This window comes from Polymorphospora rubra (assembly GCF_018324255.1).
In the GTDB taxonomy this organism is placed as follows: domain Bacteria; phylum Actinomycetota; class Actinomycetes; order Mycobacteriales; family Micromonosporaceae; genus Polymorphospora; species Polymorphospora rubra.
Genome location: NZ_AP023359.1, coordinates 2,746,247 through 2,766,916 on the forward strand (window position 1 = coordinate 2,746,247; position 20,670 = coordinate 2,766,916).

At 71.1% G+C, this 20,670-nt stretch carries 20 protein-coding genes; 4 read left to right on the forward strand and 16 right to left on the reverse strand.

Going from position 1 to position 20,670, the window contains the following annotated elements; translation table 11 throughout:
- From Prubr_RS12695 to Prubr_RS12740, 10 genes are all read right to left on the reverse strand, one after another.
- The gene (locus Prubr_RS12695; RefSeq protein ID WP_212827949.1) at window positions 1-1,674 is read right to left on the reverse strand and encodes an ABC transporter permease; all 1,674 of its coding nucleotides are present in this window, start codon (window positions 1,672-1,674) and stop codon (window positions 1-3) included.
- 53 nt (window positions 1,675-1,727) lie between these two features.
- On the reverse strand, window positions 1,728-2,486 hold the full coding sequence (locus tag Prubr_RS12700) for an ABC transporter ATP-binding protein (RefSeq protein ID WP_212825126.1): 759 nt from the start codon (window positions 2,484-2,486) through the stop codon (window positions 1,728-1,730).
- Between the two features lie 99 nt (window positions 2,487-2,585).
- Entirely contained in the window at window positions 2,586-4,223 is a 1,638-nt protein-coding gene (locus Prubr_RS12705) for a sodium:solute symporter family transporter (protein WP_212825128.1), read from the reverse strand.
- Complete coding sequence (locus tag Prubr_RS12710) at window positions 4,224-4,691, reverse strand: DUF485 domain-containing protein (protein WP_246568619.1); 468 nt, start codon at window positions 4,689-4,691, stop codon at window positions 4,224-4,226.
- Window positions 4,692-4,778: 87 nt separating this feature from the next.
- Window positions 4,779-5,921 (reverse strand): 1-aminocyclopropane-1-carboxylate deaminase/D-cysteine desulfhydrase, encoded by a 1,143-nt coding sequence (locus Prubr_RS12715; RefSeq protein WP_246568620.1) that lies wholly within the window; start codon window positions 5,919-5,921, stop codon window positions 4,779-4,781.
- A 3-nt stretch (window positions 5,922-5,924) separates the two neighbouring features.
- Window positions 5,925-6,680, reverse strand: coding sequence for a LytR/AlgR family response regulator transcription factor (locus tag Prubr_RS12720; RefSeq protein ID WP_212825129.1), 756 nt, complete (start codon window positions 6,678-6,680; stop codon window positions 5,925-5,927).
- Entirely contained in the window at window positions 6,677-6,826 is a 150-nt protein-coding gene (locus Prubr_RS12725) for a hypothetical protein (protein ID WP_212825132.1), read from the reverse strand. Before Prubr_RS12725 ends, Prubr_RS12720 begins: the two co-directional genes overlap by 4 nt.
- Window positions 6,823-8,040, reverse strand: coding sequence for a sensor histidine kinase (locus Prubr_RS12730; RefSeq protein ID WP_212825134.1), 1,218 nt, complete (start codon window positions 8,038-8,040; stop codon window positions 6,823-6,825). The genes Prubr_RS12725 and Prubr_RS12730 overlap by 4 nt, the downstream gene beginning before the upstream one ends.
- 381 nt (window positions 8,041-8,421) lie before the next feature.
- The gene (locus Prubr_RS12735; RefSeq protein ID WP_212827954.1) at window positions 8,422-9,933 is read right to left on the reverse strand and encodes a sugar transferase; all 1,512 of its coding nucleotides are present in this window, start codon (window positions 9,931-9,933) and stop codon (window positions 8,422-8,424) included.
- 318 nt (window positions 9,934-10,251) lie between these two features.
- Entirely contained in the window at window positions 10,252-11,112 is an 861-nt protein-coding gene (locus tag Prubr_RS12740) for an Fpg/Nei family DNA glycosylase (RefSeq protein ID WP_212825136.1), read from the reverse strand.
- A 59-nt stretch (window positions 11,113-11,171) separates the two neighbouring features.
- Between Prubr_RS12740 and Prubr_RS12745 the strand changes: the two genes are divergently transcribed.
- Window positions 11,172-12,479, forward strand: coding sequence for a glycosyltransferase family 4 protein (locus tag Prubr_RS12745; RefSeq protein WP_212825138.1), 1,308 nt, complete (start codon window positions 11,172-11,174; stop codon window positions 12,477-12,479).
- 176 nt (window positions 12,480-12,655) lie between these two features.
- Here the strand turns inward: Prubr_RS12745 and Prubr_RS12750 are convergent, their stop codons facing one another.
- The 5 genes from Prubr_RS12750 to Prubr_RS12770 all read right to left on the reverse strand — a co-directional run bounded on the left by Prubr_RS12750 (window position 12,656) and on the right by Prubr_RS12770 (window position 16,538).
- The gene (locus Prubr_RS12750; protein WP_212825140.1) at window positions 12,656-13,378 is read right to left on the reverse strand and encodes a CDP-alcohol phosphatidyltransferase family protein; all 723 of its coding nucleotides are present in this window, start codon (window positions 13,376-13,378) and stop codon (window positions 12,656-12,658) included.
- Complete coding sequence (locus Prubr_RS12755; RefSeq protein WP_212825142.1) at window positions 13,356-14,420, reverse strand: iron-containing alcohol dehydrogenase family protein; 1,065 nt, start codon at window positions 14,418-14,420, stop codon at window positions 13,356-13,358. The genes Prubr_RS12750 and Prubr_RS12755 overlap by 23 nt, the downstream gene beginning before the upstream one ends.
- Window positions 14,408-15,139 carry a phosphocholine cytidylyltransferase family protein gene (locus Prubr_RS12760; protein ID WP_212825144.1) on the reverse strand — a complete coding sequence of 244 codons (732 nt, stop codon included), beginning with the start codon at window positions 15,137-15,139 and terminating at the stop codon, window positions 14,408-14,410. Before Prubr_RS12760 ends, Prubr_RS12755 begins: the two co-directional genes overlap by 13 nt.
- Window positions 15,140-15,339: 200 nt before the next feature.
- On the reverse strand, window positions 15,340-16,092 hold the full coding sequence (locus Prubr_RS12765; RefSeq protein ID WP_246568622.1) for a hypothetical protein: 753 nt from the start codon (window positions 16,090-16,092) through the stop codon (window positions 15,340-15,342).
- A complete protein-coding gene (locus Prubr_RS12770) occupies window positions 16,089-16,538 on the reverse strand; it encodes an NUDIX domain-containing protein (RefSeq protein ID WP_212825146.1) in 450 nt (149 codons plus the stop codon). The genes Prubr_RS12765 and Prubr_RS12770 overlap by 4 nt, the downstream gene beginning before the upstream one ends.
- 74 nt (window positions 16,539-16,612) lie before the next feature.
- Here Prubr_RS12770 and Prubr_RS12775 point away from each other — a divergent pair, with 74 nt between their 5' ends.
- Together Prubr_RS12775 and corA are read left to right on the forward strand one after the other, a co-directional pair.
- Window positions 16,613-17,758 (forward strand): aminotransferase-like domain-containing protein, encoded by a 1,146-nt coding sequence (locus Prubr_RS12775; protein WP_281425904.1) that lies wholly within the window; start codon window positions 16,613-16,615, stop codon window positions 17,756-17,758.
- A 276-nt stretch (window positions 17,759-18,034) separates the two neighbouring features.
- A complete protein-coding gene (corA, locus tag Prubr_RS12780) occupies window positions 18,035-19,132 on the forward strand; it encodes a magnesium/cobalt transporter CorA (protein ID WP_212825150.1) in 1,098 nt (365 codons plus the stop codon).
- 100 nt (window positions 19,133-19,232) lie between these two features.
- On the opposite strand, the gene Prubr_RS12785 is transcribed toward corA, so the two are convergent.
- The gene (locus tag Prubr_RS12785) at window positions 19,233-20,009 is read right to left on the reverse strand and encodes a hypothetical protein (protein WP_212825152.1); all 777 of its coding nucleotides are present in this window, start codon (window positions 20,007-20,009) and stop codon (window positions 19,233-19,235) included.
- 120 nt (window positions 20,010-20,129) lie between these two features.
- On the opposite strand from Prubr_RS12785, the gene Prubr_RS12790 reads away from it, so the two are divergent.
- On the forward strand, window positions 20,130-20,663 hold the full coding sequence (locus tag Prubr_RS12790; RefSeq protein ID WP_212825154.1) for a peptidylprolyl isomerase: 534 nt from the start codon (window positions 20,130-20,132) through the stop codon (window positions 20,661-20,663).
- Window positions 20,664-20,670 lie beyond the last annotated feature (7 nt).

Here is a 20,670-nt window from a genome sequence, read left to right on the forward strand (position 1 = left end):
CTATCGCCGCGGCGTGACCGTCTGCAGCAGCTCCGGCATCCGGCGGTCGAGCACGTCGCCGGTGATGTACGTGCCGAGCGCCACCGCGCCGTAGCCGTACGCGACGCCGACCGGAAGCGCCAGCCACAGCCAGAAGTCGGGCAGCAGCGCCGTCGCGATGATCATCGGCAGACCCAGGGCGGCCGATCCCACCATCGCCACCAGGCTGAGCATGCTCTTGGCGATGCCGGCACCAGTGTTGATCGCGAACGGGTTGGACGTCTCGGGCAGTGCGTACGCCCCGACCACCGAGATGCCCAGGTTGACCGCCAGCCCGGTGCCGTACGCGGCGGCGACCGTGCCACCGATCACGCCGATCCAGGCCGGCTCGCCCAGCACGAAGCCGAAGCCGACCGTGACCAGGGCCAGGAACGGCACGATGTACAGCGAGAACGCCGCCACGCGGGCCTGCAGCTCCACCCGGCCGGGCACCCCGGCGACGACGTTGGCCGCGTAGGCGCTGCCGTCGAAGCCGAACTGGTTGGCCAGGGTGACCGCGGCGAGCATGCCGACGAAGAGCATCGACAGGCCGACCGTCGTCGGCGAGGCGGTCAGTCCGGAGACGTCGCCGTTGAATTCGAACGAGGTGAAGTTGATCATCGCCGGGACGAAGATGCCGACGATCGCCACCGTGATCAGGTTGGACCGGCGGCGCGCGTCCCGCCACCAGTAGCGCGCCTCGCGGGCGACCAGCGCGCCGAACCGGGTGCGCGGCATCCAGCGCAGGCTCGCCGGGAAGAGCTGGTCGACGGCCTGACCCGGCTCGCCCTTCGCGGCCCGGGCCGGGCCACCGCTGACCGCACCGACCATCGCCGACTCCAGCGACCGCGACCACCACCAGAGCAGCAGCGACAGGGTCACCGCGAGGAGCGCGAGCTTCACCGGTACGGCCCAGAGCCGGCCGTCGGCGACATCCAGACCCATCGTGTACGGGGCACCGAACGGCGTCCACCCGATGATCTCCGCCGCACCGGTGAACCGCTGCCAGTCGGTGTTCTCCGCGGCACCGATCAAGGCGATCTGCAACGGCCCGAGCAGCGCCGCGAGTACGGCGAGCAGCACGGCCGCCAGGTCACGGACCCGCCGCGACCGCAGCATCGTGGCGAACGCGCTGGTCACCGCCCGACTCACCGCGACACACAGCAGAAGCCCGGCGACCACCCCGACCGCGGCGACGAGGGCGGCGAACCAGCCGCCGTGCAGCCCGGCCGACACGACCAGCCCGGACGTGGCTACCAGGAGGGCCAGCGCCGGCACACCCACCAGTGCGGCCATGAACAGGCCGCCGACCAGGGTCCGCCGGGGCAGCGGCAGCAGGGCGAACCGGGCCGGGTCGAGCGTCTCGTCGACACCGAAGAAGACCAGCGGCAACAGCAGCCAGCCCAGCACCAGCCCGGCGCCGCCGAACGCGGCAGCCAGTCGGGCGATGCCGATGTCGTCGGCCAGGCCGGTGGCCGCGAAGAGCAGGAAACCGAGCCCTGCGAAGAACAGGCCCACCAGGCCGCCGCCGACGAACAGCCCGATCCGCCACGCCTGGCCGCGGAAGTTGTTGGCCATCACCCGCAGCTTGAGCCGCACGAACAGCGCCGGCGTGACGGGCCGGACGCCCTGCCGGGCCGGTTCGGCGACCGCCACCGGCCCGCCCGTGCCGCCGGGCGGAACGGCCGGTGCCGGCCCGCCCGTAGTGGTCACAGCCATGCCAGTTCCGCGCCGGTCGCGGTCCGTCCGCCGACCACCTCGACGAACACCTGCTCCAGCGACCGGTTGCCCCGCACCTCGGCGAGGGTCCCCACCCGCTTGATCGCCCCGTCGGCGAGGATCGCCACGTGGCTGCAGAGCCGCTCGACGACCTCCATCACATGGCTCGAGAAGATCACGGTGCCGCCGCCGACGACATAGCGTTGCAGGATGTCGCGGATCAGCGCGGCCGAGACCGGGTCGACCGCCTCGAACGGCTCGTCGAGCACCAACAGGCGCGGGCCGTGCAGCAGCGCGCAGGCAAGGCCGATCTTCTTCTTCATGCCCGCCGAGTAGTCGACGACGAGCGTGTTCCCGGCGTCGCCGAGGGCGAGCACGTCAAGCAGTTCGTGGGCCCGCTGGTCGACCACTGCCGGATCCATGCCGCGCAGCAGCCCGTTGTACGCGAGCAGTTCGGCGCCGTTGAGCCGGTCGAAGAGGCGTACGCCGTCCGGCATCACACCGAGCAGCCGCTTCGCCTCGGCCGGGCTGCCCCACACGTCGTGGCCGAGCACCCACGCCTGGCCCTGGTCGGGGCGGAGCAGGCCGACCGCCATCGACAGGGTGGTGGTCTTGCCCGCGCCGTTGGGGCCGAGCAGCCCGTAGAAGGAACCGGCCGGCACGTCGAGGTCCACACCGCGTACGGCGATCTTGGTCTCGAACCGTTTGGCCAGCCCGCGCAGGGCGAGTGCGGGGTGCTCACCAGTCATGGAACGACGTTATCCCGTACCAGGCCGGGAACGCTCCGGGCCCACGGGGGATCTTCTGCTCCTTCTCGCGAACGAGCGGAAGAGCGCGGCGTGCGGGGATCAGAGCCGCAGCGACTCGGGAGCGTGCAGCCGGAGCATGGTCGCGCCGATGTCGAGCGGCGTACGGCGGCGGGTGGCGAGCGACACCAGCACCATGACCGCGAACGCGAGCGGCACCGTCCAGGCCGCCGGATGCGCGACCAGGGTCGCCGGCCAGCCGGCCAGCGGCGGACCGGCGACCGTGATCAGGGCGGCCACGACCGCCGCGCCGCCACCGGCGACGATCCCGGCCGCGGCGCCCGCGTCGGTCAGCCGCCGCCACCAGATGCCCAACACCAGAAGCGGGCAGAAACTGGACGCGGCCACCGCGAACGCCAACCCGACCACCTGCGAGACGTCCAGTCCGGCCACGTTGATCGCGAGCACCAGCGGCACGAGGCCGGCGATCAGCGTGGCGAGCCGGAAGTCGCGTACCGAACCCCGGCCGAGCACATCGGTCGAGATCACCCCGGCGACGCTGGTCAGCAGCCCGGACGAGGTCGACAGGAACGCGGCGAACGCGCCGGCCGCCACCAGCGCGGCCAGCAGTTGCCCGGTCAGCCCGTCGCCGAGCGCGGCGCCGGGCAGCAGCAGCACCGTCGCGTCGGTCTGCCCCGTCATCACCAACTGCGGGGTGTAGACCCGGCCGAGCACGCCGTACAGGGTGGGGAAGAGATAGAACAGCCCGACGAGCGCCAGCACCACCAGCGTGGTCCGCCGGGCGGCGGCCCCGTCCGGATTCGTGTAGAAGCGGACGAGTACGTGCGGAAGCCCCATCGTTCCCAGGAACGTGGCCAGGATCAGTGAATAGGTGGCGAACAGCCCGCCGCCCTCCTGGGCCGGGTCGCCGGGCAGCAGCCAGTCCAGCCCGTCCGGGACACCCGCCACCCGCGGCACCGGGTCGCCGGCGGCGAACGACAACTCGTCGCCGGGGCGTACCCGGATGGTGGTGCCGTCGTCGAGGGTGAGGGTCGCGGACTCCTCGATCACGACGGTGGTCGCGGTCCGGAACGCCGGGCCGTCCGGCGGGGTGATCGCCGGCCGCCCGTCGGCCTGCCACTGCAGGACCAGGAAGATCGCGGGTACGGCCAGCGCGGTGAGCTTCAGCCAGTACTGGAACGCCTGCACGAAGGTGATCGCCCGCATCCCGCCCAGCGCCACGTTCGTGATCACCACCGCACCGACCAGGACCGCACCCAACTCGTACGGGCTCCCGGTGACCGTGCTCAGGGTCAGGCCGGCGCCCTGCAACTGCGGCACCAGGTAGAGCCAGCCGATGAAGATCACGAAGACGGTGGCGAGCTTGCGGAGCCGGCGCGAGCCGAGCCGCACCTCGCAGAAGTCGGGCAGGGTGAAGGCGCCCGAGCGGCGCAGCGGCCCGGCCACGAAGAGCAGGAGGGCGAGGTAGCCGGCGGCGAACCCGACCGGATACCAGAGCATGTCGACACCCTCGGCGAGGATCATGCCGGCGACGCCGAGGAACGACGCCGCCGACAGGTATTCGCCGCCGATCGCCGACGCGTTCCAGGTCGGGCTGACCGTGCGCGAGGCGACCAGGAAGTCCGACGTCGTCCGGGCCAGCCGCAGGCCGTAGAAGCCGATCGCCGCGGTGACCAGGGTGACCGCGACGATGCCCGGGACGATGTACGGGTTGCCCACTCAGCGCTCCGGGCGCCGGACCACGGCCGTGAAGTCCTGCTCGTTGCGTTCGGCCAGGTGGACGTACGTCCAACCGACCGCGACCAGGAACGGGAACGAGCCCAACCCGAGCAGCAGCCACGGCAGGTCGACGCCGAGGATCTGCACGTCGCTGACCGCCGGGGCGACCGCGAACAGCAGCGGCAGGGCGCCGAGGCCGATCGCGACGACCAGGCAGAGCCGTAGGGCCAGGGCGAGTTGGGCCCGCACCAGACCACGTACGAGGGCTTCGCCGACCTGGGTCTGCTCGGTCAGTTCACGGCGGGTGCGGTCGTGGTCGGCGGGGCGGCGGGTCACGTCGGCGAGCACCACCCTGGTGCGCTGCGGGGGTAGCGCCGGGCGCTGGTTCTGGGGCTGGCGCTGATTCTGCGGCTGGACCGGGTCCTGAGGCTGGACCGGGGACGGGGGTGGGTCGGCGGGAGCCTCCATGCCGGCAGTCTGGCCGGCTGTCGTGGAAAGTCAAGACAGACGCGTTATCCACAGGGGGAACAGCTCTGTGCACAGCCTGTGGATATCTCAATCGGCCTGTGGATAACTTTCGTCAGGCTCCTCGGCCGGACCGGTCACGACAGCCACGATCGTCGTACCCGGCGCGAACCGCCCCGCCGCGATCATCGTGAACAGGCCGGCGAGCATCTTGCCGACGTAGATCCGATCCAGCCGGATGCCGTGCCGGACCCCGAAATCAGCGATGAAGCGGTCGAGTTCGGCGGTGGTCCGGGCGAAGCCGCCGAAGTGGAAGTCGGTCTCCACCGACCAGTCGACCTTGACGGGCTCTTCCACCCGGCATGTTTCCGGCATCGGGCCGGAAGCGTCGATCAGGGCGGCGACCTCGTCGGCCAGGTATCCGCCGCCCTTCAATGCGGCGAAACCGATCGCGCGCGGTCGGGGCCGGAGTTGGTCCGGGCGTGCGGTCGGGCCGGTGGCCCCGGTCGGGCTCGCCGGCCCGGTCGGGCTCAGCACCCCGGCCGGGCTGGTCGGGCCTGCGGTTCCGGCCGGCGCGGCGGACAGGGCCGAGACGATGCCGGCCAGCGTGCCCCCGGTACCGACCGGGCAGCAGATCACGTCGAACGGTTCGACGATCTCGGCCACCATCTCAGCGCAGCCGGGCAGCGCGAGTGGGTTGCTGCCACCCTCCGGGATCAGGAAGAAGTCGCCGAACCGGTGACGTAGCGCGTCGGTGATCTCGGGCGACGTCTTGCGCCGCCAGGTCGTCCGGTCCAGATAGGTCAGCGTCATCCCCAGCTCACGGGCCCGGGCCAGCGACCAGTTCAGCGGATCGTACGGCTCACCCCGGACCACCCCGATCGTGGCGAAACCGCAGGCCTGCCCGGCGGCCGCGACCGCCCGCAGATGGTTCGAATAGGCACCGCCGAACGTCAGCAGCGTCCGCTGCCCGCCCGCGGTGGCGGCGACCAGGTTGTGCGCCAGCTTGCGCCACTTGTTGCCCGGCACCAGCCGGCTGATCAGATCGTCCCGCTTGAGCAGCAGTCGTACGCCGTGTCGCTCTGTCCGTTCGTCGACCAACCGGTGCACCGGCGACGGCAGCCGTACGCCGAGCCGCTCGGCCGCTGTCCCACCGCCGGCCGCTGTCCCGATGCCGGCCGTTATCTCGCTGCCGGCCGTTGTCCCGCCGCTGGCCGTCTTGTCTTGGGCCACCGGTCAGCGGTTCCAGTCCTGCTTCGCCGCCCGCACCAGCTTGTCCTTCAACTCCCGGGTATGCCGACGACTCACCGGCAACTCCGTGCCGTCGACCACCACCACATAACCTGTGTTGGCGAGCCGCAACTCGGCGATCAGCCGCAACTGCACCAGGAACGAGCGGTGGATCCGGACGAAACCGGCGTCGGCCCAGCGGTCGGCGAGGGTCGCCAGCGACACCCGTACGAGATGGGAAGCGTCGGCGGTGTGCAGCCGGGCATAGTCGCCCTGCGCCTCCACCCAGCGCACCGCCGAACGGGGCAGCATCCGGGTCGTTCCCGCCAACTCCACCGGAATCGTCGGATCGTCCTCCGCCCGCGCCAGCGCCGCCGGATGCGACGGCACCACCCGCGAGTTCACCACCCGGCGCAGCGACTCCGCCAACCGCTCCGCCCGCACCGGCTTGCGTACGTAGTCGGTGACCCCGAGATCGAAGGCGTCCACCGCGCCGTCGTCGTACGCGGTCACGAACACGATCGCCGGCGGCCGTGCGAACCGGTGCAGGATCCGGGCCAACTCCATCCCGTCCAACCCCGGCATCCGGATGTCGAGGAACACCACGTCGATGTCGTTGTCGCGCAGCACCCGCAGCGCCTCGGTCGCGTCGCCGGCCGTATGCAGCCGGGCCACCCGGTGATCGGCCCGCAGCAGGTAGGCGAGTTCGTCCAGGGCCGGCGGCTCGTCGTCCACGGCGAGCACCCGGAGGAAGGCGGTCACGGTGCCACCTCGCTGCGCTCGGCGGCACCGTGTTCAAGTCTGAGCTGGTTGGTTCCCTCGCTGCGCTCGGTCACGGCCACCTCGCTGCGCTCGGCGGCACCGTGTTCAAGTCTGAGCTGGTTGGTTCCCTCGCTGCGCTCGGTCACGCGCTTGCCCGTACGTGGCGGTGGAACTTCGGCACCCGCATGCTCACTCTCGTACCCGCCCCCACACCCGTGTCGACCACCAGGCCGAACTGGTCACCGAAGACCGCCCGCAGCCGTTCGTCGACGTTCGACAGCCCGACATGCTGCCCCGAGTCGTCGGTCGGATCGACGACCCCCTCGGCGATGCGGGCCGCCAGCACCGCCGGATCCATGCCGACGCCGTCGTCCTCGACAGTGATGTGGCATTCGGCACCGGCGTCACGGGCCTCGATGCTCACCATACCGACGCCCGGCTTACGTGACAGGCCGTGCCGGACCGCGTTCTCGACCAGCGGCTGGAGGCACAGGAACGGCAGGCCCACCGGCAGCACCTCGGGCGCGATCTGCAGCCTGACCTGCAGCCGGTCCCCGAACCGGGCCCGCTCGATCGTCAGGTAGCGGTCGATCGACCGCAGCTCCTCGGCCAGCGTGGTGAACTCGCCGTGGGCCCGGAACGAGTAGCGGGTGAAGTCGGCGAACTCCAGGATCAGTTCGCGGGCCCGTTCCGGATCGGTGCGTACGAACGAGGCGATCGCCGTCAGCGCGTTGTAGATGAAGTGCGGGCTGATCTGCGCCCGCAACGCCCGGACCTCGGCGCGGGCCAGCCGCTCCCGCGACGAATCCAGTTCTGCCAGCGCCAGCTGCGCCCCGGCCCACCGGGCCGTTTCGAGCGTCGCCTGCACCAACCCCGGTGCCGGTTCGCTGTCGGCGATCGACACGACGACGGCCGCCGCCCGGCCGTCCGGCCCGGTCATCGGCGCCACCACCGCACCGCGTACGGGGCAGTCCACCCGGTCGCACCGCAGGTCCCGTTGGCCGAGCACCGTCGACCGGTCGGTGTCCAGCGCCCGCTTCGCCGCCGCGACGAACTGCGCCGAGTGGTGCCCGCCCCGACCGTCGACCGCCAGCACCTCCGCGCCGTCGACCACCGCGAGTCCGGGGGCACCGACCAGGGCCCGGAGATGCCGTACGGCTTTCGCCGCGCCCGCCCGGCTCAGCCCGGTACGCAGCGGTTCGGCGGCCAGACCGGCGGTGTGCAGCACCTCGTACGTGGCCCGCTGGGTGGCGGTCGCGATGCCCCGCCGCGCCCGCAGCCGTACGACCGCGAACACCGCACCGGCCAGCGCGGTGACCAGCGCCAGCACGGCAAGTACGGCGGACAGGTTGGCACCCACGCCGAAATCCTGTCGGTTCAGCCCCCGATCCGCCAGAGGCGCCGCACCACCAGCCGGGCCCGGGCCCACGCGCGGAGGCAAGTTGATCTGAGCGCGAACCACCTTATTCATCGCCGGTTAGGTGGCTGGTGCCCAGATCAACACGGCCACCTCGGGCGCCACCCATCCGATACCTCAAGCCACGCGGCCAGACACCGATCGACGAAGCAATCGGTGGACAGGGTTGACCGTGACTCACGGCGCGAGTCGACCGAGCGCCGCCGCACCGTCTGGAGCCCGAGGACCGCGCCGCGTAGCGGTCGCGGCCCGCAGGGCGAAGACGGTGCATAGGGCGGCGCGAAGCGGAGCGAGCCAGCCGAGCCGGAGGCGAGGCCAGCAAACTCAGTAAGCGCCCTTGCGGGCAACGACGACGCCGATGGTGCGCCAGAGGATGCTGAGGTCGTAGGCGAGGGACCAGTTGTCGACGTAGTAGAGGTCGAGACGGACGGCTTCGTCCCAGGAGAGGTCGGAGCGTCCGGAGACCTGCCAGAGGCCGGTGATGCCGGGGCGGACGAGGAGCCGGCGGCGTACGTCGCCGAGGAAGTCGCCGTCGTCGGCGGGAAGCGGGCGGGGGCCGACGAGGGACATCTCGCCCCAGAGCACGTTGATCAGCTGGGGTAGTTCGTCGAGGGAGCTGGCCCGGAGGAAGCGACCGACGGGAAAGACCCGGGGATCCTTTCGGATCTTGAAGAGCATGCCGTCGGTTTCGTTCTGGTCGACCAGCGAGGCGAGGCGGTCTTCGGCGTCGACGTACATGGTCCGGAACTTCCAGACCCGGAACGTGCGGCCCTCGTGACCGACGCGGGGTTGGCGGAAGAACACCGGGCCGGGATCGGAGATCCGGATGGCGAGCGCGATGGCGATGAAGACGGGGATGAGAGCGATGAGGCCGACGGCGGCCGCGACCCGGTCGATCACGTTCTTCACCAGCCAGGCGAGGCCGGAGAGGGTGGGCTCCTCGACGTGCAGCAGTGGCAGGCCCTCGATGGGACGGATGTGCACCCGTGGGCCGGCGATGTCGGTGAGCTGCGGGGCGACGACGAGGTCGATGCCGGAGCCTTCGAGCTGCCAGGCGAGCCGGCGCAGCTCGCCGGGTTCGGCGCTGGCGGAGCCGCAGACGGCGATGGTGTCGCCGCCGACCTCGCGCACGAGGGCGAGTACGTCGCGTCCGGCGTACACCGGGATCGGGGTCTGCATGCCGCGGGCGGCGGCGTAGCCGTCGGTGATGTGGATGGCGACGGGGACCAGTCCGGCGGCGGGGCTGCGGGTGACCGCGGTGTAGACCTCCAGGCATTCCGGCAGGGTGCCGACCAGCACCATCCGGTGGGCGGCCTGGCCGGCTCGTTTCCGTACGAGGTGGAGGACGAACCGGGCCTGGTATCTGGCCAGCAGGATCAGCACCAGCGCGCCGACGAGGGCGGTGGCGACGGAGAGCCGGGACAGGTCGGTCTTGGTGGCGAACGCGAGGAAGGAGACGCTGGCGGCGACGGTGACGGCGGCCCGGATGACGCGTTTGAACTCGTCGGTGCCGAGTCCGAGATATCGCCGGTCGTACGTCCCGTTGGCCCACAGCACGACCAGCCAGCCGAGCGGCAGCAGCAGGTAGGTGACGGTGTGGAACCAGGTGGCGTCCTGGTCGGCGTCGGTGAAGCCGGCGGTCGCCTTCTCGAAGAGACTGATCGAGATGTAGCTGGCGAGTACGGCCGCGGCGAAGTCGAGCAGGAGCAGCGCGACCGTGTAGGGGCGGTGCCACCGGGACGCCCGCCGCCGCGACCGGGACCACGCGGAGCGGGGCACACCGTTGGGGGCCGGCGGTGGTGTCGGCTGGATTTCGAAGCTGTCGAGGTGGCGCACGGTGCTCCGGCCTATGTAGGTCACCGGGCGCTGGAGGCTGGTCGTCACCTCACCTAAGTCCTCCCGTATGACACGTGCCGCCCGAAGCCGCCGGGGTCCGGGTCGCCACCGCTCAAGTCTTGCACGGTGACCGTTCGTGAACGGCGACCCGGGAGACATTACGCCCGGCTGTCACACCGGTGTGGCCCCTGTCGTTTTTCCGCAAACTGACGCGCGGACCGAGTCACTATACCGATGGATGGTGTCGGGGGAAGTCTCCGTTGTGCGTGGTTCATCGCTTCGCGGACGTTTCCCTCAGCGTGGCGCCACCGCTGTTACTTACCGCACAAGTCGGGACAACCTACGGTCAGCGAGCGGCTTGCCGCCAGTCTGGCATGTCGGGCAGTACTGGAGGCTGGAGTCGGCGAAGGACACCTCCCGTACGGTGTCGCCGCAGACCGGGCAGGGCAGTCCGGTGCGGGCGTGCACCTTCAGTCCGGACCGCTTCTCGCCCTTCAGCGTCGCCGCCCGCTGCCCGACCGACCGGCTGACGGCATCGGTCAGCACCTCACGGGTGGCCTCGTGCAGGACGGCCATCTGCGAATCGGTTAGTCGGCTGGAAATTGCGAACGGGGACAGTTTCGCCGCGTGCAGTATCTCGTCGGAGTAGGCGTTACCGATTCCGGACAGCACCGACTGGTCGGTGAGTATGCCCTTGATCTGTCCGCGCCGGCCGCGGATCCGGTCGGCGAAGGTGGCGAGGTCGGCGGCCAGTGCGTCCGGGCCGAGTTTCGCCACCCCGGGCACCTGGGCCGGATCGGTCACCAGATAGGCGGCGAGCTTCTTCTGGGTGCCGGCCTCGGTCAGATCGAAGCCGGAGCCGTCGTCGAGGCGTACCCGGACGGCGATCGGGCCCTTGCCGGGCTTGAGCGGGGCGGCGGACGCGAACGATTCGCGGTAGTGCAGCCAGCCGGCCCGGGCCAGGTGGACGACCAGGTGCAGGTCGCCGTCGAGGACCACGTCGAGAAACTTGCCGTGTCGGGCGGCGTCGACCACCGTGCGTCCGGTGGCGGCGGTCGGTGGCGGGTCGTACGTCTTCAGGGCGCTGATCGCCGTGATCTCGACCCGCTCGACACGCCGACCGACCGCGCGGTCGCGCAGGTAGGCGCCGAGTGCTTCGACCTCGGGTAGTTCGGGCACGTCATCAAAGGTAGCCTCTGGCGCGTCCGGGCAGGTGTAACAGACAGGTGGGTGGCGCGGTGAAGGTCGTGGTGGCGCACAACCGCTACCGGCAGGCGCAGCCGTCCGGCGAGAACATCATCGTCGATCTGGAGATCGACCAGTTGGCCGCGGCCGGCGTCGAGGTGCTGCCGTTCCTGCGCAGCTCCGACGAGATCCCGTCGATGTCGAAGGCCGGCAAGGCGCTGCTGCCGCTGTCGCCGATCTACGCGCCGAAGGCCCAGCAGGATCTGGCCCGGCTGATCACCGAGCATCGGCCGGACGTGCTTCACCTGCACAACCCGTACCCGTTGATCTCGCCCTGGATCGTCCGGACCGCGCACCGGCACGGGGTGCCGGTGGTGCAGACGGTGCACAACTACCGGCAGGTGTGCTCGTCCGGGCTGTACTTCCGGGACGGGAAGATCTGCCAGGACTGTCGGGGCCGGGCGTTCGGGATGCCGGCGGTGGTCAACCGCTGCTACCGGGACTCGCGGGCGCAGAGCGCGTTGATGGCGACGACGCTGGCGGTGCACCGGCCGACGTGGAAATCGGTCGACCGCTACATCGCACTGACTTCGGCGATCAGGGATCACCTGGTGGACTACGGGGTTCCGGTGGACCGGATCGTGGTCAAGCCGAACGCGATCCCCGACCCCGGGCCGCCGGCTCCGCTCGGCGACGGCTTCCTCTTCCTCGGGCGGTTGTCGCCGGAGAAGGGGCTCGGGCTGCTGCTGGACGCGTGGCGGCGGCACCCGGACGGGGCGCTGGGGCGGCTGCGGATCGGCGGCGACGGCGAACTGCGGTCGCTGGCCGAGGAGGTCGCCGCCAGCCGGGCGGACGTCGAGTTCCTGGGGCCGCTCGACCGGGACGGCGTCCGTGCCGCGCTGCGTGCCTCGGCGGTCGTGGTGGCCGCCTCGACGTGGCACGACGTGCTGCCGACGGTGGTGATCGAGGCGTTCGCGGCCGGCCGGCCGGTGCTGGGCACCGCCCTGGGCGGCATCCCCTACCTGCTGGGTGCCGACCGCGCGGCCGGCGCCCTCGGCGCCGCGGCGGCTGGACCGCCCGGCGCCGCTGGACCGCCCGGCGCCGCTGGACCGCCCGGCGCCGCTGGACCGCCCGGCGCGGCTGGGCTGTCCGGCGCCGGTGGGTCGGCGGGTGACGGGCCGGCCGGCTGGGTGGTGCCGGCCGAGCCGGCGGCGATGGCCGCCGCGCTGCCGGTGGCCCGGTCCGGTGCGGCCGCCCTGTCGGCGATTGCCCGGTCCCGTTACGAGCGCACCTTCCATCCCGACGTGGTCACCAAGCAACTGCTCGACGTCTACGCCGGCATGGCCCACCGCACCGGCTGACCGTTCCCGTCTGCCCCGCCCAAGATCCGCGTGATCAGGGACTGGTTCGCGTGTGTTGTCGGCGTGTCGAGGTGCGTACTCCCTGATCACGCGGATCATGAAGCGTCCTCGGCGGGCAGGGCGTCGAAGGGCGCCGCACGGCGCCCCCGAAGGGCGCCGCGCGGCGGCAGATCGGGTCAGCGGGTGGCGGCGCGGGCGGTGAAGGCGATGCTGGCCAGCAGGAACCCGCCGTTGACCACGGTGAACGCGGCGATCAGCCAGGTCGTCGACGCCGGCGCGGCCAGCAGCACCACGCCGGCCACGAAGATCACCGCACCGTAGTCGCGGACCAGTTTCACCAGGCGCACCGGGAGCGAGGTCGAGGTGACCATGCTGGCCGCGTTGTCCCCGGTCTGCAGCACCGACGTCACCAGGTTGACCATCCAGGTGCCGGCGAACGCCGCCACCAACCACACCGGCAGCTGCGGGTGCTGGGCGATCGCGGTCGCGGACAGCGCGGTGACCAGGGCTATCTGGGCCGCGACGTCGCAGAGGATGTCGATCCGGGCGCCGGCCGCGCTGCCTTTCCCGGTGACCCGGGCCAGCTGTCCGTCGGCGCAGTCCAGGGCGTACGCGATCTGCCAGCCGACCAGCGCGATCAGCCCGACCACCCAGGCCGGTACGGACCCGGCCGCGACCGGCCCGGCGAGTGCGATCACGGTGACCGAGGCCGACAGACCGATGACCAGGTTGGTGAGCGTCAACGCGGTCGGGCTGAGCCCGAGTCGCTGGCCGGTCAGGGCGAACGCGGCGCCCAGCCGCTGGCTCAGTGCCTCGCTGAACAGCCCACCACCCCGGTTGACGCGGTAGAAGTCGTGGAAAGCGGGGCGGGGGACATCAACCATGATCGCGGAGTGCATCGGCGTAGTCTGCCAGCCGTCGGCGGATTTCGTCCGGGCCCATCGCGAGGTGTTCGAGGATGGTGTACCGGTCCGGCCGGGTGGTCGGCGCATAGGCGACCGCATCGACGAACTGCCCGTCGGTGAGCCCCAGTTCGGCGGGGTGCACCGGCAGTCCGTGCCGGCGCAGGCAGGAGGCCAGTTGCCGGAACTGCTCGGGATCGTCGCGCAGGAACGTGCAGAACAGCGCGCCGAGCCCGACCTGCTCGCCGTGTGAGCCGGTGCCGGGGTGCAGGTGGTCGATCGCGTGCGAGATCTCGTGGCAGCCACCGCTGGCCGGCCGGCTGGAACCGCAGACCGCCATCGAGATGCCGCCGAGGATCAACGCCTCGGCCAGCGTGGTCAGAAACCCGTCGTCGGTGATCTTGCCGGGGTGGTTGACCAGCGCCTCGGCGCCCGTGCGGGCCAGGGTCACCGCGAGCCCGTCGATCGGCTCGGCCCGGACCCGGTGCGCCAGCTCCCAGTCCGCGACCGCGTTGATGTTGCTGATCGCGTCGCCGATGCCGGCCTGGGTCTGCCGGTCCGGCCCGTTCTCGACGAAGTCGAGATCGACCACGATGGCGATCGGGATGTGCACCCCGTAGGAGCCCTTGCCGGCCTCGTGGTCGAGCGACGCCACCGGGGACGCGATGCCGTCGTTGGCGAGGCTGGTCGCCACCGACACCATCGGGATCGCGTACCGGCTGGCGGCGTACTTGGCGGTGTCGATGGTCTTGCCGCCGCCGATGCCGACGACCGCGTCGTACGACCGTTCGCGCAGTTTGTCGCCGAGTTCGTTGGCGGCGTCCAGGGTGCCGCCGGCGACGGTGAACAGGTCGGCCCGGTGCAGTCCGGGCAGACACAGGTCGGCGATCCGTTCGCCCTGGCCGGGGCCGACCACGAGGGCGACGTCACCGCCGGCCGAGATGCGCCGGTCGGCGAGCAGCGCGCCGAGGTCGGCGACCGCGCCGCGGCGTACCTCGATGGCCAGCGGGGTGCTGACGGTCCGGGCTAGTAACGGCACGCGATCTCCCGGGCTCGGGTCAGGTCGTCGTGGTTGTCGACCTCCACCCAGTCGACGTCGCCGATGGTGGCCGCCCGCACCTCGCCGCCCCGCTCGGCGTACTCCTGGTAGCCGTCCTCGTAGTAGAGGTTGGGATCGCGTCGCCAGGTTGTCTCCAGCGCCTCGGCCAGGCCGGCGGCGGCGTGCGGCTCGATGACGGTGGCGCCGATGTATTCCCCGAACGCCTCGGCCGGGTCCATCAGCTTGGTGATCCGGGTGAGCTGGCCGCTGGCGTCGAAGGTCGTCTTCATCTCCTCGTCGGCGAGCCGCTTGACGTTGTCGATGGCGAGGAGGATGCCGGGCCCGCGCTCGGCGAGCAGCGTCTTCTCGACCCCGACCGGGTGCACGGTGTCGCCGTTGACGAGCAGGGCGCCCTGCGCGAACTGCTCGCGGGCCAGCCAGAGCGAGTAGGCGTTGTTCCACTCCTCGGCGCGGTCGTTGTGCACCAGGGTCAGCTTGACGCCGTACCGCCGCTCGAAGCCGGCCCGACGGTCCTCGACCGCGCCCGCCGCGTAGCCGACCACGACCGTGACGTCGGTCAGGCCGACCTCGGCGAGGTTCCGCAGTGCGATGTCGAGGATCGTGGTGTCCCCGTCGACCGGCACCAGGGCCTTGGGCAGGGTGTCGGTGTACGGGCGCAGCCGGCGACCCGCACCGGCGGCGAGCACCAGACCGATCATCACGCGATCCTCTCCGAAGGTGAACAACTGTTGGACGGAGGATATCCGGCACACGTTGTGACCCAGTGGTCGTGGCGGTCGGTCGACCCAACAAGATCCGCGTGATCAGGGGTCGGCGACCGCGGCGCGCCGACGACACGCGCGATCTAGTCCCTGATCACGCGGATCTTGGGGCGTGACCTTGGTGGCGATCAAGGGGGCTATGTGGGGAGGGCGGCCAGGTCCGACAGGAGGCGGAGGCGGGAATCCGGCGCGAGGGCGGCGTAGGGGGCGGCGGCGCGGCGGTCGGTTTCCTGTTCGATGGCCAGCCGTTCCGGGCCGGGTGGCAGATCCGCGATGGTGAGCCGGGTGTGGCCGGCGGCGGTCCAGGCGGCGGCGTGCGCGTCGGCGCGGTGCTGGCGCAGCGCGCTCAGCCGGTTGAGCAGCAGGACCCCGGGCGGGCACCCGTCCGGCTCGTACGGCGGTGCGAGCGCGCCGAAGGCGTCACCGCCGTCGTGCGCCGCTTCGCCGATCAGCACGCCGAGTACGTCGACCAGCCGGGCGACCCGGCCGGCGTGCCGCTGTTCCCACAGTTCACCGGTGATCCGGGCGTGCAGTTCGTAGACCTCGGCGAGGTAGGTGCGACCGCGTTCGGTGGCCTGCAGCCCGCCCGCCGGGGTGCGGTGGATCATCGCGTACGCGACCTGCTTGTCGAGGCCGCGTTGACAGCGCACGGGATCGCGGTAGCGGGTGACGGCGGCGAAGCCCGGCCCGCTGACCGTGCCACCCGGGGCGGCGAGGCGGGTGCGGAACTCCATCAGGAAACCGGTCGCGGCCGGTCCGCCGTACCGCTGGCTCAGGGCCGCGCCGCCGCGCTCCCAGCCGGTCGCGGAGGTGCCCACGACGAGCCGGTCGACGGCCGGCGCGACCAGACCGGCGAAGCGCGGCGGGTCGAGCGGGACGGGGTCGATCACAGGCCGATGACGTGCAGCGCCGCGAACCCGTCGTCGACGATGCGGCGGATCAGCCCGTCGTTGACGTGCCGGTGCTCGTCGAGCAGGACGGTCTCGTGCTCGGACAGCCAGCGGAACTCGGTGTGCTTGCCGGCCTCCAACCGGGGATTGCGCAGGTCGCCGTCGACCCGGACCAGGAAGTCGTACTCGACCCGGGTGAGGCCGTCGTCGCCGACGTAGGTGTATTCACCGACCAGGCCGAGTACGTGTGACACGGTCCATCCGGTCTCCTCGGTCACCTCGCGCTGGAGCGTGTCCTCGATGCTCTCGCCGGGCTCGACGTGGCCGCCGACCACGTCCCAACAGTTCGGGAAGAGCTTGCGGGTGGCGGACCGGCGCTGCACGAAGATCCGGCCATCGTCGTCGACGATCAACGCTCCGGCGCAGGAGAGGGGCTCGGTGGACACGCCCTGACAGTAGCGATCAAAGGGAACTCCCGAACAGGACGCGGCCCTCGGGCTGCACTGCTCAGGATGCGGACTTGGCCCGGTCCCCGGAAAAGAGCGCGACGACGGCCGTACGCTGGAGAACCATGACCGCCGAGCAGTTGATCTCCTTCGCCCGTGGGGCGCCCTCGCTGGACATCGTCGACGTCGAAGGGCTCAAGGCCGCGGCTGTCCGCGCCTTCGAGGCCGATCCGGCCGGCCTCACCGCGTACGGCACGTCGGTCGGCTACCTGCCGCTGCGCAAGTGGATCGCCGACAAGCACGGGGTGACCCCGGACCAGGTGCTGGTCACCAACGGGTCGCTCCAGGCCGACGCCTTCCTCTTCGACTACCTGGTCGACGAGGGTGACGCGGTCGTGGTGGAGCGGCCGACGTACGACCGCACCCTGCTCAACCTGCGCCAGCAGGGCGCCGAGGTGCACGCCGTCACGATCACGCCGGACGGGGTCGACACCGACGAGCTGCGCAAGCTGCTGGAGTCCGGGGTACGTCCGAAGCTGGCGCACATCATCCCGAACTACCAGAACCCGGCCGGTGTGACGCTGTCGCTGGAGAAGCGCCGGGCCCTGCTCGCCCTGGCCGTCGAGTACGGCTTCACGATCTTCGAGGACGACCCGTACGCCGACATCCGGTTCCGGGGCGAGGCGCTGCCGTCGATGCTCTCGCTCGACGAGCACGGCGTGGTGGTGCACGCGTCCAGCTTCACCAAGACGGTCTGCCCCGGCGTACGGGTCGGCTATCTGGTCGGGCCGGCGGCGGTGATCGCCGACATCGCGAAGCGGGCCACCAACCTGTACATCTCGCCCGGCATGGTCGCGCAGGGCATCGTCCACCAGTTCTGCGTCTCCGGCGACATCGACCGGTCGATCCGCACGGTGTGCGACGCGCTCGGTGAGCGGGCCGGCCTGCTGGCCGCCGCGCTGCGCGAGCACATCCCCGGGGTGCGGTTCACCGAGCCGGACGGCGGCTACTTCCTCTGGGTCGAGCTGCCCGACGACGTGCTCGCCGCCGATGTCTTCGTCGCCGCCCAGGAACGGGGTGTCGCGGTCGTCAAGGGCAGCGACTTCGTCGCCGAGGGCGGGGAGCACGCGCTGCGCCTGGCCTATTCGGCGGTGACCGCCGATCGTATCGACGAGGGTGTACGCCGTTTGGCGGCCGCCGTCGAGGCTGTCCGCCGCTAAATTTGTGTCGGATTTTTGACAATAGGCCGTCCTGGCCGGTCCGGGGTTCCCACCGGACCGGCCAACGGCCCACAATGCTGCGAGCGGTCGATCCCTGTACGGGATGACCCCCTGGACACAACCCCCGCCCCTCGGCGCCGGGCGGGCCGCTCGCACCCACCCCCCTGTAAGCGGTCGGTCCGCCCGGCGCCACCCCCCGTCGCATCCTCCCGCCGGACCCGGCCCGCGCGGCGTACCGTGCAAGCCGCACATCCGTGCCGCTGGAGGGAGGTCGACATGAACCGACGTGCCTGGCGGGCGCCCGTACGGGCGGTGACCCGGATCCTCACCCCCGAACCCGCGCAGCCGCCGATCCGGCCCGCGCCGGCGCCCGGCCGCAGCGCGATCGTCGACTGCGCCCTCTACGTCGACGGCGTACGGCAACCGGGCGAGTGGCACTACGCCGACGCGCTCGCGGCGGCCCGCGAGACCGACCGGGCCTTCGTCTGGGTCGGCCTGCACGAGCCCGAGCTGCCGGAGATGACGGAGATCGCCGAGACGTTCGGGCTGCACGAGCTGGCGGTCGAGGACGCGGTCAAGGCCGAACAGCGCCCGAAGCTGGAACGCTTCGGTGAGATCAACTTCCTGGTGCTGCGCACCGCCCGGTACGTCGAGCACGGCGAGCTGACCGAGAACTCCGAGGTCGTGGAGACCGGCCAGGTGATGCTGTTCATCAGCCCGCTCTTCGTGATCAGCGTGCGGCACGGCGACGCCTGCAAGCTCGCCCCCGTCCGGGCCGACCTCGAAGCCAAGCAGGACCTGCTGGCACACGGCCCGTGGGCGGTGGCGTACGCGGTCGCCGACCGGGTCGTCGACCTCTACATCGCGGTTGCCGACCAGGTCGAGATGGACCTCGACGCGCTGGAGTCGGAGGTGTTCGGCCGCCACAGCCACGGTCGGATCCAGCGGATCTACCAGATGAAGCGCGAACTGGTCGAGTTCAAGCGGGCGGTGGCCCCGCTGCAGCGGCCGCTGATGACGCTGACGGCCCAGATCAACCGCGAGGTGCCGAAGGAGATCCGGCGCTACTTCCGGGACGTGCAGGACCACCTGACCCGCACCGTGGAGCAGGTCAACTCGTACGACGACCTGCTCAACTCGATCCTGCAGGCCCGGCTGGCACAGGTCACCGTCGACCAGAACAACGACATGCGCAAGATCGCCGCCTGGGCCGGTATCGCCGCGGTGTGGACCGCGATCGCCGGCATCTACGGCATGAACTTCGCGTTCATGCCGGAACTCGGCTGGCGGTACGGCTATCCGATCGTGCTCACCGTGATGGTGCTCAGCTCGGTCGGACTCTACCGCTGGTTCCGGCGCAACGGCTGGCTCTGACCGCGTAGGCCGACCGGGACCGGGCCGCGACCAGGGCGCGACAGGATGTGAAACGGCCCCGGCGTGGCGGGTGCCACACCGGGGCCGGCTACGGGCGGAATCAGCTACGGCTGTTGCGCGACGGCGCCGAGGCGTTGCTCATCACCCCGTCGGGCTTCATGGCGTTGCCGGTGTTCTGCTTGGCGGACTCCGCCACCGACTTCGCCTTCGACGAGGCCGAATCGGCGGCCGAGGACGCCTTGTCCTTGGCTTCCTTCAGGGACGCGGCGGCCCGGTTCTTCGCCTCGTCCATCGCCGCGGCGGTCCGGTCACCCATCGCCCCGACCCGCTCGCCGGTCGGCGACCTGCCCGCCGACGGGTCGCGCAGCGGGTTGTCGGGCGCGGTGTCGATGCCCGAGGTGGGGTCGTCGGGCAGCGTGTCCAGGGGGCGGCTCGGGTCGTACTCCTCCCACTGCTGTTGCTGCCGGCGGCGCATCGCGATCGCACCGACCGTGCCCACCGCGGCCCCCGCCACCACCAGTCCGGTGATCATCGGCCACTTGCGGCCGGACCGCTTCGACTCGGACCTCCGCAGCTTCTTGAGGTTCTTGCCCTTGGCCTTGCGCGCCACCGTGCCGGCCTGCCGTGCGCCGTCCGACGCGGCGACGGCCAGCGGTGCGAGCGCGGCCATCGTCGCCCCCCAGCGGGACATCGCGCCGTCGCGGATCCGGCCCGCCGTCGGCTCCATGTACTCGCGTGCCGAGTGGACCCGAGGTCCGACAGCCGCACCGACCCCGCCGGCCGCGTGTGTCGCGGCCTGCCTCAGATGGTCGAAGCTCTCGCTCAGTTCAGACTTGGCGAGCTGGCCATGGGTCTTGCGCCGCCCGATTCCAAACACCAGTCCCCACCTCCCTGGGTGTTGTTCCAACGTCATCCTGCACCTTCGGATGCCTCCGCACTGCCGGAACGGGCACATGGGAGGATCCGCAAGGAACTGACCAACGACAGAGGAGTACCCGTGGCCGAGGCCATTTACGCCACTCTGCACACGAACCACGGCGCGATCCGGTTGGAGCTCTTCCCCAACCACGCCCCGAAGACGGTCCGCAACTTCGTCGGGCTCGCCGAGGGCACCCAGGAATACACCGACCCGCGCACCGGCCAGCCGGGCAGCGGCCCGTACTACGACGGCACGATCTCGCACCGGGTGATCAGCGGCTTCATGATCCAGATGGGTGACCCGACCGGCACCGGCCGTGGCGGCCCGGGCTACACGTTCGCCGACGAGTTCCACCCCGAGCTGAGCTTCAACCGGCCCTACCTCCTGGGTATGGCGAACACCTCGCGGCCGGTCACCAACGGTTCGCAGTTCTTCATCACCGTCAGCCCGACGCCGCACCTGACCAACGCGCACACCATCTTCGGTGAGGTCGCCGACGAGGAGTCGAAGAAGGTCGTCGACTCGATCGCCAACACCCCGACCGGTCCGGGCGACCGTCCCCGCAGCGAGGTCGTCATCGAGCGGGTCGAGATCGAGCGCACCGGCGCCTGATACGTCC